The sequence below is a fragment of the Halotolerantifilum yawarlongkerapense genome (genome assembly GCF_054506745.1).
Window position 1 is genome coordinate 1,827,745 of record NZ_CP199719.1, and the last position, 11,924, is coordinate 1,839,668.

The 11,924-nt window shown below is 53.7% G+C and carries 11 protein-coding genes; 9 read left to right on the forward strand and 2 right to left on the reverse strand.

Features of this window, described 5'->3' with window-relative positions:
* The first annotated feature begins 81 nt into the window (after positions 1 to 81).
* The 7 genes from ACULM0_RS08940 to ACULM0_RS08970 all read left to right on the forward strand — a co-directional run bounded on the left by ACULM0_RS08940 (position 82) and on the right by ACULM0_RS08970 (position 7,476).
* Entirely contained in the window at positions 82 to 996 is a 915-nt protein-coding gene (locus tag ACULM0_RS08940) for an AAA family ATPase (protein ID WP_463677204.1), read from the forward strand.
* Positions 993 to 2,105, forward strand: coding sequence for a DUF58 domain-containing protein (locus ACULM0_RS08945; protein WP_463677205.1), 1,113 nt, complete (start codon positions 993 to 995; stop codon positions 2,103 to 2,105). The genes ACULM0_RS08940 and ACULM0_RS08945 overlap by 4 nt, the downstream gene beginning before the upstream one ends.
* Entirely contained in the window at positions 2,065 to 4,062 is a 1,998-nt protein-coding gene (locus ACULM0_RS08950; RefSeq protein ID WP_463677206.1) for a transglutaminase-like domain-containing protein, read from the forward strand. Before ACULM0_RS08945 ends, ACULM0_RS08950 begins: the two co-directional genes overlap by 41 nt.
* Positions 4,031 to 5,368: a replicative DNA helicase gene (gene dnaB / locus ACULM0_RS08955; protein ID WP_463677207.1), complete on the forward strand. Its 1,338-nt coding sequence runs from the start codon at positions 4,031 to 4,033 to the stop codon at positions 5,366 to 5,368. The genes ACULM0_RS08950 and dnaB overlap by 32 nt, the downstream gene beginning before the upstream one ends.
* Entirely contained in the window at positions 5,355 to 5,909 is a 555-nt protein-coding gene (locus tag ACULM0_RS08960) for a GNAT family N-acetyltransferase (protein WP_463677208.1), read from the forward strand. Before dnaB ends, ACULM0_RS08960 begins: the two co-directional genes overlap by 14 nt.
* A 57-nt stretch (positions 5,910 to 5,966) precedes the next feature.
* On the forward strand, positions 5,967 to 6,119 hold the full coding sequence (locus tag ACULM0_RS08965) for a hypothetical protein (protein ID WP_463677209.1): 153 nt from the start codon (positions 5,967 to 5,969) through the stop codon (positions 6,117 to 6,119).
* Positions 6,120 to 6,192: 73 nt separating this feature from the next.
* A complete protein-coding gene (locus ACULM0_RS08970) occupies positions 6,193 to 7,476 on the forward strand; it encodes an adenylosuccinate synthase (protein ID WP_463677210.1) in 1,284 nt (427 codons plus the stop codon).
* An 81-nt stretch (positions 7,477 to 7,557) separates the two neighbouring features.
* On the opposite strand, the gene ACULM0_RS08975 is transcribed toward ACULM0_RS08970, so the two are convergent.
* Positions 7,558 to 8,535, reverse strand: a complete 978-nt coding sequence (locus ACULM0_RS08975; RefSeq protein WP_463677211.1) for an ATP-binding protein — start codon at positions 8,533 to 8,535, stop codon at positions 7,558 to 7,560.
* Positions 8,528 to 9,544 (reverse strand): DnaD domain-containing protein, encoded by a 1,017-nt coding sequence (locus ACULM0_RS08980; RefSeq protein ID WP_463677212.1) that lies wholly within the window; start codon positions 9,542 to 9,544, stop codon positions 8,528 to 8,530. Before ACULM0_RS08980 ends, ACULM0_RS08975 begins: the two co-directional genes overlap by 8 nt.
* Before the next feature lie 209 nt (positions 9,545 to 9,753).
* Between ACULM0_RS08980 and ACULM0_RS08985 the strand changes: the two genes are divergently transcribed.
* Positions 9,754 to 11,169: a peptidoglycan DD-metalloendopeptidase family protein gene (locus tag ACULM0_RS08985; RefSeq protein ID WP_463677213.1), complete on the forward strand. Its 1,416-nt coding sequence runs from the start codon at positions 9,754 to 9,756 to the stop codon at positions 11,167 to 11,169.
* A gap of 62 nt (positions 11,170 to 11,231) precedes the next feature.
* The gene (yycF, locus tag ACULM0_RS08990) at positions 11,232 to 11,924 is read left to right on the forward strand and encodes a response regulator YycF (RefSeq protein WP_463677214.1); all 693 of its coding nucleotides are present in this window, start codon (positions 11,232 to 11,234) and stop codon (positions 11,922 to 11,924) included.

An 11,924-nucleotide genomic window follows, 5' to 3' on the forward strand; every position in this document is an offset into this window, starting at 1 on the left:
GGATTCTGAAAGCGTTCGCCGAACGCTTTCTTTTTTTCCCGTAAACCGTCATAATAAGAGGTAGATGGGGAGGGATGACTGTTGAATGTATTGATCCAACAAATCGAACAGAAGATGATCGGAAAACATGCTCAGGTAGAACGTGCGGTGATGACCTTGATCGCCGGAGGACACCTCTTGATTGAGGACGTCCCCGGTGTGGGAAAGACCACACTGGCAAAGGCGTTGGCGGAGTCCATCGATGGCGCCTTCAATCGCGTTCAGTTCACATCGGATCTCATGCCCGTGGATATCTTTGGCATGAATATTTTCCTCGCGAAAGAAGGCCGCTTTGAACTGCGGCGCGGTCCGATCTTCACGAACATACTGCTGGCAGATGAAATCAATCGGTCGAGTCCGAAAACCCAATCGGCCCTCCTGGAGGCCATGGCCGAAGGCCAGGTGACGATCGATGGAGAAGCCTATTTTTTGCAGCGCCCCTTCATGGTGATCGCGACACAGAATCCGGTGGAATACCAAGGGACCTTTCCGCTACTCGAGTCACAACTAGACCGGTTTATGATGCGGATCGAGATCGGGTATCCGGCCCTAGAGCAGGAGTCCGCCATATTGGATTTGGATGAGACGCGACCGCTGACGCCGGTGATGAGCGGCGCTCAGATCAACGAAACGGTAGAGCAGGTGGCCAGCGTTTACGTAGAGCCCGCGCTCAAGGAGTATATTCTTGCGATCGCCACGGCAATTCGCGTGGATGAGCGGGTGAAGCTGGCCGTGAGTCCACGTGCGACGAAGGATCTCTATCGCGTGGCAAAAGCCCGAGCTTTTCTCAGGGGCAGGGATTTTGTTTTGCCGGAGGATGTTCAGCACCTGGCCGTGGATGTTCTCGCCCATCGCCTGCTGCTCAATGAGGAGGTCCGTTACCGCGGCCTCACCGAACGACAGCTGGTCATTGAGATACTCAAGCGGATCACCGTTCCCAGGGTGAAGCGGCCATGACACGACGCGGGGGGCTCTTCTTATTGTTTACCGCCGCCCTGCTCCTCTTGTCGCTCTTATCCGGCGCGCGGCTCTTTTATTATCTGTTCTTTGTTTTCACTGCCTATTTGGGTGCGGCCCAATGGATCTTACGGGCGAACAGTCGGGATTTCTATCATTTTTTTGACTTCGACGAGGCCGAGCTGGAGGTAGGAGAGGTCTTCTCGCTCGATTTCAAATTCGAGAATCTCGGATGGCTTCCCATCATGGGCTTCCGGGTACAATTCGAGGCTCTCGAGGGACTTTATCACGTGGACTTTCATACGGAGCGACATGACCTCGGCTCTTACGCCCGTGTGAACACGAGGAAAGAATTGACAATGGATCATCGGGGCTATTTTACCGTGGGCCGGATCCTAGTCCACTTTGTCGATCCCCTGGGGTGTTTCGAAAAGCAGCGACGATTCGATAAGGGGATTGCGCTGACGGTATACCCGAAGACCAGGAGACTGATCACAGAGGGTTGGCTTATGACCTACCCCTCTGAAGCGGGTAGCGAAGGGAAACACACGCGACAGGAGGGAGACCCTGGGGGTATCCGCCCTTATGTTCTGGGGGAACCGCTGAAACGCGTGCTTTGGAAACACTTAGCAAAGCGAAACGAGATGGTCGTTGCCGAACGCGTGGGCAACCGACAGGTGAGCGTGCTGGTGGCCCTGCACGGACTACCGGAGAAGCCGGATAGCGAGACGCTCGTCTCCTTTGCCTGGAGCCTGATCGACGAGCTCTTGAGAAGGGGTGTTACCCCGGTGCTCTCCCTGGGGGATCAGTTGATTGAAACACAAGCGCCCGCTGTGTACCGCGGAGCGTTGACGCAGTACCGATTTCATGTCAACGGCCTGGTCTCCCGGTGGACGCTCGAGCGAGCCCGAGATCAACTGTTGACGGTGTTGATCACGAACGATCGGGCGTTCATGCGCCAACGGACCCCATACCGGGGATTGTTGGTGGTGACCGATCGAGTAGAGGAGACCCTGTGGCCCGAGGTCCATACGCTCTCCACCGTGAGGGGGGATCGATATTTTAAGCTTGATCAGTTTTCTGATGATCTTGCACGCGCTGCTCTTTGATTATTTCGTTGATCTCGTAGCCTTGCTTTCCCCTTATACACTACCGATTATCGCGATGGCGATGTACTATGCTCTCTTGGGGTGGTCCCATCCCAGTTGGAAACAATCCAGGGGCTACGTGGTTTGGGCGGGTCTCGGCTTTGTGATAATCGGAGGGATCCTGGCCGCGATGCCGCTTTTTTCAACGGTTTCGTCCTCCCACTTGTGGATGGTACGGTTCTTCCGCTCAGAGATCGTCGTGAGTACGGGGCATGCGTTCTTACGCTTGTACGACTACCTGATGGGACGAGAGGCACCAACGGTATCCGCTCTGCTGCTGTTGATTTTTTTTCTCACCGCAGCCTTTAGACGCATCGAGAACCGCCGGTGGGGATTCTGGTTGTTCCTTCCCATGCTCGCCTATGTGGTCCGTTGGTTTTTGTACGATCCAATCGACCAGATGGCCTTGAATCTATACGTGTTCGGGAGCTTTCTTTTCCTGCTACGCGATCAGAAAAAGTGGTTGGGCCTTTTCTTGACCGCTTCCGTTTTCGTGCTCGTCAACATCATGGCCTTCTTATGGCCTTATGAATGGGTCAACCAGCGTGTGGATGCACTGGTGCCGGATGTGGTGAGCTTGCGCACGGAATACCAGCGGCCGCGTATGGTGCTCTACCGATCCGCTTTCGAGAGCGATAGCGACCTCGGCGGACCCATTCGGCATGAGGGTGTTCTGCTCTTCCGCGTCGAGGGGAATGTGCGTGGTGGTTATCTCAGGGGAAGGACCTTCACTGACTACCATGGTTACTACTGGACGAACGAGCATAATCTTTATCAGGCAGGGGACTTTGCCTCGGGACGATCCGAGGTGAACTATCGCGTGATCCTAGATCATCTGACAACACGCACGCTCTTTCTGCCCATGAGCACTACGAGTACATCGTTGTCGAGCGATCAGGTCTTTATCAATGCCGATGGCGGGGCCTATTACAAATACCAGGATTTTGAGCCCCAGCTGACGGGCTACCGTGTGAGCGGAAGCTTTGACGACACAGCAGAACCAGAGGACCCTTCTGTCTACCTGACGCTGGACGAAGGCGTCACCGATCGCACGCGGCATTTGGCCCTTGAGATCGCAGGAGATGCCAACGACCCAGGGGAGATCATGATGCTGCTCACGAAGCACCTGCGGCAGGCCTATCCCTATACGCTCGACACACCCACTGTGGGAGACCGGTTGGATTTTGTGGATACCTTTCTTTTCGAGACCCAGCAAGGGTACTGCACTTATTATGCGACGAGCCTGGCTGTGATGGGGCGCACCCTGGGTGTGCCCACGCGCTACGTGGAGGGTTTTCTCCTTCCCGAGGAAACGACCGGTGGCGGGTACGCCGTGACCGATGAAAGGGCCCATGCTTGGGTGGAGGCCTACCTTCCAGACCGAGGTTGGACCATCTTCGAGGCCACTCCCGCCTATCCTCTGCCAAGCTTCGAGGAGCGGCAGCGGGGTGCGATGGAACTGGACCGCTCGGAGGAACTCGAACAACTGGGGCGGGAAGAGGCGCTCGCCAGCAAGGAAGATCAGCTGGCGCCGGATCTACCCGTGGGAGCTGCAGGTGAGACCGGGCGGACCCCCTTGCCCTGGTTGCTCTTGGCACTCGCCGGGGCCTTTGTGGGCCTGTGGTTGATCCTCCGACGCAAGAAAATCGGCCAGGCCACGGAGATTTACATCCAGTGGCACGCCCTCGAAACCTATTATGACCTGGGTCCCGACCCGGCACTCAAGGCCTTGTTTGAAAAAGGTCTCTACGGCCCCCTTCCTCTGAAAGAGGAAGAGATGCAGCGCATGCACGAGGCCATTCGCACACATCATAAGGAGTTCAAAGAAACAAATGGAGCCCTGAAGGGCCTCTTCAATCGTTTGAGAACAGGAGTTGATTTGATCCATGGAACAGGTAAAGCGAGTACCACCCCATAATCAAGAGGCAGAGCAGGTTGTACTCGGAGCGATGATGCTATCGAAAGAGGCCATACACGATGTGCTCGAGATCTTAAAGGGCCGGGAATTCTATCGTCAGGCTCATGAAAAAATCTACGTGGCGATACTCGATCTGTACAACGAGAACGAGCCAGTGGACTCGGTCACGGTGGCCAACCGCTTGGGAGCTGCGGGGATATTCGATGAGATCGGAGGTCACGATTATCTTTCCTTCCTGTTGGACATGGGGATGATCACGACGGATGCCAAGGCCCACGCCAAGATCGTGAAGGAGAAGTATGTCCTGCGCGAGCTCATTGGTGTGGCTTCTGAGATCATGGAAACGGGCTACCAGTCGGAAGATCCCAAGGTGGTCCTCGATGTGGCAGAACAGCGGATCTTTGACATCAGCCAGGATCGCAATGCCAAGAGCCTGAGCCCTATCGGCGAGATCGTCACGGAAACCTATACCAAGATCCAAGAAGTGCACAAGAATCCCGGCAACCTTACGGGCATCAGCACGGGATTCAAGTACGTGGATGAGAAGACGAGCGGTCTCCAGCGTTCGGATCTGATCCTGATCGCCGCCCGCCCTTCCATGGGGAAAACGGCCTTTTCGATTAACCTGTGCCAGCACGCGGCCCTGAAGGGCGAGGGAACGGTGGCGATCTTCAGTCTGGAGATGGCCAAGGAGCAGCTTGTTCAGCGTATGCTGGCCTCGGAGGCCATGGTGTCGATTGGAGACATTCGAAACGGCACCCTAGAAGCAGATGACTGGGTACGGTTGGCGAGCGCCGGTGCCAAACTGAGCCAGGGCAAGATTTTCATTGATGATACACCGGCTCTGACCGTATCTGAGATCCGCGCCAAAACACGTCGGCTTAAAATGCAGCAGGGTCTGGACCTGATCATGATCGACTACCTCCAGCTCATGAGCGGGGGCGGACGGTCGGAGTCCCGCCAACAGGAGATCAGTACAATCTCCCGCTCCTTGAAAGCCCTGGCCCGCGATCTCGATTGTCCGGTTGTTGCGCTGAGCCAGCTGTCCCGGGCACCGGAGCTGCGGGCAGATCACCGACCGATCCTTTCAGATCTCCGTGAATCCGGTGCGATCGAGCAGGATGCCGATGTGGTGATGTTCCTCTATCGCGATGAGTACTATTTCGGAGAGGAATCGGAATACCCCGGCGAAGGGGAACTGATTATCGCCAAGCAGCGTAATGGTGAAACTGGGAAGATCCACCTGGCCTGGGTCGGCAAGTACACGAAGTTTGTCGACAAGGAACCTACCTATGGTAGCGCTTGATATCAGGCGCATGCGCCCCTCTGACGTGCATTTCATGACGCGATGGGGAGAGCACGGTGATCCGAGGTTCTTTCACTACAACTTTCCCTACGAAAAAACTTTCGACCTATGGTACTGGTTTTTTATCAAGAACACATACATCACAAGGATCCTGTACGGTGGATTCACCGAAAGAGAGATGGTGGGTTATGCGGTCCTGAAGTCGATCCACTGGCTTCGCCGGGAGGGAGAGCTGGGAATTTCTCTTAATCCTGATCTCGTCGGTGCCGGCTACGGTCGCTTGCTACTCGAGGGTTTTCTGGATCACGTCTTCAAGGATCTGCCGATTCGGCGCGTTTACCTGAGAACCGCCCATTTCAACCGGCGGGCTCAGAATCTCTACAAACGGGTTGGATTCACGGTTTTCAAGGAGACAGAGGAGCCTTTTGAATCACAGTACTTCAAACGGGAAGTGCTCGCGGCTTATCCGGAAGATTTCACCGAACGGGATGGTGTGCTCTACACCCGGTACCTGTGGATGGAGATAGGGAAAGAAAATTAAAATTGTTGCATCGAAATCCCCTCCTCAAGTGTCTATATAGTAGAAAGGAGGGTGACTATGAATAGAATTTGTTCAGTATGTGAAGAGGAGATCGCCATCGTGCAATTTAAGAGCGGTGCGATCTGCCCTGTCTGTCTGATGCATGTGAAAGAAAGCGTCGCAGGCTATGAAACGAATAATAAAAAAATATCAAGACAAAACATTCGTTAATTGATTGACCACCACCGCTCTTTCTGTTACCATGGACTGTGTATGTTCGGAAGAATGGAAGAAGAGGTGGACTATGTCGACTGTAGTGATTGTTGGCGCCCAGTGGGGCGATGAGGGTAAAGGCAAGATCATCGACTATTTGGCCCAAAAGGCGGATGTTGTCGCCAGGGGTCAAGGGGGTAATAACGCCGGCCACACTGTGGTTGTCGAAGATCAGAAGTACGCGTTACACTTGATTCCGTCGGGGATACTGAACCCGAAGACCTTGAATATCATCGGCAACGGCGTTGTTTTCGATCCCGAGGGTTTTCTCAAGGAGATCGATGGGCTCGTGGCCCGTGGGGTGGATGTATCGACGATTCGCGTTTCGGATCGAGCCCATGTGATCTTCCCTTATCATAAGACGATCGATGCTCTGGCCGAGGAGGCGCGCGGTGAGCATCAGATTGGTACGACCAAAAAAGGGATCGGCCCTTGTTATATGGACAAGGTGGAGAGAAGCGGTATCCGGATCTGCGACTACGTGGATGTGGAGACTTTCGAGCCGATGTTCCGACGTAGCGCCGAGAAAAAGAATGAGATCATCGTGAAACTCTACGGTGGAGAACCGCTGGATATCGATGAGATGCTAGCAAGTTACCGCGCCCATGCTGAGCGCGTTCGTCCCTTTGTAGCGGAGACGACGGAAATCATGTACGAAGCTGTGCGGGATGGGAAGAAAATCCTGCTCGAAGGAGCCCAGGGTACGCTTCTGGATGTAGATTACGGCACGTACCCTTATGTGACGAGCTCACACCCGATCAGCGGTGGATTTGCCATCGGTTCAGGGATTGGCCCCAATAAAATCGATGAAGTGCTTGGAATCACAAAGGCCTACACAACACGAGTGGGCAAGGGTCCTTTTGTCACGGAACTGGAGAATGCTACAGGCGACCGCATTCGGGAGCAGGGGCACGAATTCGGAACAACCACGGGCCGTCCCCGTCGTTGCGGTTGGTTCGATGCAAATCTCGTCCGGTACGCAGCAAAAGTGAACGGTATGACCGCGATGAGTCTGATGCTACTTGACGTGCTCACTGGCTTCGACGAACTGAAGCTCTGTACCGCCTACCGCTACGAAGGCGAGCTGATCACGACCTATCCGTCGAGCCTCCGGGTCTTAGAAGCCTGCGAACCGGTTTATGAAACGTTACCGGGATGGCAGGAGGATTTGACCGGTGTGGAGACATATGAGGACCTGCCCGCTGAGGCGCGTGCCTATGTCGAGCGGATCGAAGCAATCGTCGGTGTCCCAATCACCATGGTATCCATCGGCCCTGCACGCCGTCAGACCCTGATCCGACAGGAGATTTTTTAACCGTAGGATCAAGCAGGGCAAAAAAAAAATAAGGAGGGATTCATCCGCTTGTTCGGATGGATCCCTCCTTTCGTGTGGGTCTTATTTTTTCCGTGCCTCCCAGCGCAGATCAGGCCCGAAGAACTTGTAGAGTTCGAAGGAACCGAAGATCCTAGAGGAAATCCTGTCGGTATAGGTGTTGACGATTTCCGCTGGTGATAGATTGGTGGAGATGATCATGGATTTTTTCGACAGGAGCCTTCGGTTGATGATGTTGAAAAGCTCCGTGTTGGTGAAGGCGTTCGTGAGTTCGGTGCCCAGGTCATCGATAATCAAGAGATCCGCATCGAAGAGCAGTCGATACTTGAGTCGATCGCGATCCGAGGTGTCGCGGCTGAACCGATAATCTCCTAGTGTTTCCACGAGTTCGAAAGCTGTTTGGTAGACGACCGAGATTCCGCGGTCCAGGAGGTCCTTGGCGATCGCATTACAGAGGTAGGTTTTTCCGAGCCCCGTGTTACCGTAGAAGAGAAAGTGCCGGGTCTCTTCATCAAAGTGTTGTGTGAAGGTTTCCGCTTCCTGCCGGATGTTGCGGATATTATCCCGCGGGCTGCTCCCTTCTGCCGGGTCTGGGGTGGCGGAGAAAAGGGTCTCATCGAACCGAGAGAAGTTCTCTCGGTCTAACACCATCATGAGGTTGCTCATCTCATAGGCGCGATCGATGATTTTGGCTTGATAGCAACGACAACGTTTCCCGTTCGCCAGTCCCGTGTCCTGACAGCGGTTACAATCGTAATGCATGGAGAGAAAGTCCGTCGGGAGGTCGAGCTCCTTCAGAAGGATGTTGCGCTTTTTCTTCAGACGGTCGATCTGGCTCTTGAGATGCTGGATACCCGCTTCGGGGTCCGCGCCGCTTTCGATCAGCGTGCGGCTGATCTCAACGCTAACGGCGGCAATCTCCTCGTCGATCTGTCGGATCTGTGGTACCCGACGGTAGACCTCACTTTTCTTCTCCTCGAGTTCCCGGCGGTGTCGATCGCGTGCGGCTTGATATTCTTCATTGATCGTTTGTCTACTCATCTTGAGACCCTTTCTTTACGCCGAGCATTGTCTCGAGTTCATCGTTGCTGTAGGCTTTGCGCTTTTCGAAATTGTGGAAGCGGTTGGGCGCACGGGTGGGTGTGGTCTTCCGTTCGGTGGAAGGGCCCTGAGAAAAATGCGTTGCGATGGACTCTGGATCCAGTTTCCCCTGTGCGTGCAGGTCCGTCATGATGCGGTCCATGTAGTTCATGTTCACGTTGGCCGTTTTTTTCGAGGCCTCTTTCAAGACCAGGAGGATGGCGTCGTAGGCGAATCCGAAGTCATCCAACCATTTGTCGATGAGTTCACGGTCGCCCATGGCGATGCCTTTGCGCCCATAGCCCAGGGTGCGGTAGACTTCCGCGTAGAAGAGTTGACGCCGTTCCGTGCGCTCGAGGTATTGGGTGACCTCCGTGGGCGTACTCAGACCTGCATCGACCCAGTTTCTCACGATGGCCTCGATGTACCTGAGATTCTTGTTGTTCTTTTCTTGCACGGCATATTCGAAGGCTTTGATGATAAGGGCTTCCGATGCGCCGAACTGGTCTTTCCAGTTGTAGATCTTCATTTGCTCACCACTGTAGATCAGGGTACGGTCCATGATCTCGGCGATCCTTTTAAAGAACTTATCCGATTCTTTGACCTTCATCTCCCCCAAGGTACTGGACGTTTCCTTTTGACGGGAGGTGTAGTTCGAATCGATATAACTCTGGCGTAGGCTGATGAAGGTCACGTCGTAATCATGGGGGTCGTCGGAGCGCTGTTGGCGTTCGATCAGGTGCTTGGATTCCCAGAAGAGCCAGGCGTTGTGCACATCCTCAATAGACAGGGATAGGCGCGAGGCAATCTCGCGGTTGCCGATTTCATGATGATCACATGCGTATTTATACCCGAGGAGAAAGACCTTCACGTAGGTACCATTTGCCATGGGCATGAACTCCTCAATGAAGAGATTCTCCAGTGGGGTTTCCCCGAGATCGAATTTTGGTGGTTTCTTGTGAAATGCCATGTGTATCGCCCTTTCTTGCTGATTCGCTGTAGGACTATTATAACATGTCGCGGTGGGAAAACGAGGGGAGAAGCACTCCGTTTTCGCGCGGGATCCGAGGAGAGTCCAACTGGATGACATAACCAGTTGTGGGAAAGCCTTATCCGTGTTTCAATCTGCCTTCGATTGTGATATAATCAAGTTAATTCTGAGTGTAAAGGAGCGAAGCGATGAGAAAACGGGGAATGAAGGACCATCTGGAGTTTGTCCTGGTCTGTATTCTGGTTGTGCTGGCCTATCCATTCAAAGGGCTGAAACGGCGCGATCATACGCAAGCGAATCATTCGAACCCGCAGCTGAAATGGCTGCTGGACAATAAAATAGAAGCAAGCTTTATCGCAATGGTACTGGTGTTGGTTTTGGTCGGGGGAGTGACCCTGAAACAGACCATCGTATCAAAGCCGACCGTGAGTTTGGCGGCTACGGAAGCGGCGGCAGGAGAAGTCGCAGCTGCAGAGCCGACCGTCGATTTAGCGGCGACGGACAAGCCAGTCGGTCAGAGACCAGAGATCGAGAGTTCTCTGGAAGTCATTGCACCGGTGACCGTTCCGGCCTTCAGCCTGACGGTGAACGGTAGCGAGATGGCCTACTTCAAGCGTCGTGAGCAGGCAGAAGAACTCCTGGAGCGATTGAAAGATAAGTACCTCCCTGAAGATGAGAGCATTGAGATCACGGGGGTCGATTTTTCTGAAGAGGTGGAAATCAAGGAAGAGCGAATTGATGCGGCTGCTTTCGAGAAGTACGACGACCCGGAAGAAGTCTTCGCCTATATCGTGAAGGGAACAAAAGAGGAAAAGATACATACCATTCAGAGCGGAGAGAACTTTTGGGTGATCTCGGAGAATTACGGATTGAGCGTGGACGATCTGATCCGCGCGAATCCCGATGTGGTGCCGGAGCGTATTCAGATCGGTCAAGAGATTTCCTTGATCGTTCCGCGACCGTTGATCAACGTGCGCACAAAAGAGCGCCAGCATTACGAAGAGAGAATTCCCTTTGAAGTGGTCTATGAAGATAACAGCAATATGTACAAGGAAGAGTTTAGGACCAAGGTCCAAGGGGCCTACGGGGAAAGTGCGATTGTCGCCGATGTTGTCAAGGAAAACGGCATCGAGTTGGGTCGACTGGTGGTCGCAGAAGAGACGGTGAAAGCGCCGTCGGCCAAAGTCGTCTACCGGGGTACCAAGAACCCGCCCCCGAGGATCGGGACGGGGACCTTTTCTAGACCGACATCGCGCGGCTACGTGACCTCGCCCTTCGGAGAGCGATGGGGTCGTCGTCACGAAGGTGTCGACATCGGACTCCCGATGAACACGGCGATCCGAGCTGCCGATGGTGGTGTGGTCGTGGAGACGGGTTACGACCGTTACGGCTATGGTTATTATGTGAAGATCGATCACGGTGCGAACATGATGACATTGTACGCCCATAACAACAAGATCCTGGTTACCAAAGGGCAGAAGGTCTTCAAGGGTGAACAGATCGCCCTTAGCGGCAATACCGGGCGAAGCACTGGTCCTCACCTGCACTTTGAAGTGAGAAAAAACGGTGTGCCTGTCAATCCATTGCAATTCGTTAACTATTAAGCGAGAAGAGATTCTCGCTTTTTCCGATAATATGATTTCTTAAATACAACGAGGTGTTCTGAATGAATAAGCGAATTCTTGTCGTTGACGATGAGAAACCAATCTCTGACATTATCCGATTTAACCTCGAAAAAGAAGGATTCGATGTACTCGTAGCCTTTGATGGCGAAGAGGGTTATCGTATGGCTTCCGAGGAAAAACCGGACCTGCTCCTGCTCGATGTCATGCTCCCCAAGATGGATGGATTCAAAGTGCTTAAGAAGCTCAGGGACCATCACCAGTTTCCAATCATCATGTTGACCGCAAAGGAAGAAGAGGTGGACAAGGTACTGGGGCTGGAACTTGGCGCCGATGATTACATCACCAAACCCTTCGGCATGCGGGAGCTGATCGCCCGTGTCAAGGCGAATTTAAGGCGTATCGAACTCATGAATGCAGATGATGAGAGCGGCAATGAGATCCACGCCGGGAACCTGATCGTCGATTTGGACAGATACGAGGTGAAGAAGGATGCTCAGGTCATCGAATTGACACTGAGGGAGTTCGAGCTATTAAAATATCTGGCCACGCAGGAGAACCAAATCTTCAATCGGGAACAGCTTTTGAAAGATGTGTGGGGCTACGAGTATTTCGGAGATATCCGGACGGTAGATGTTACGGTCCGGCGACTACGCGAGAAGATCGAGGATGATTCTTCTAACCCGCGTTTCATTCTGACGAAAAGGGGCGTCGGCTACTACTTCAGGAGGGCTTAG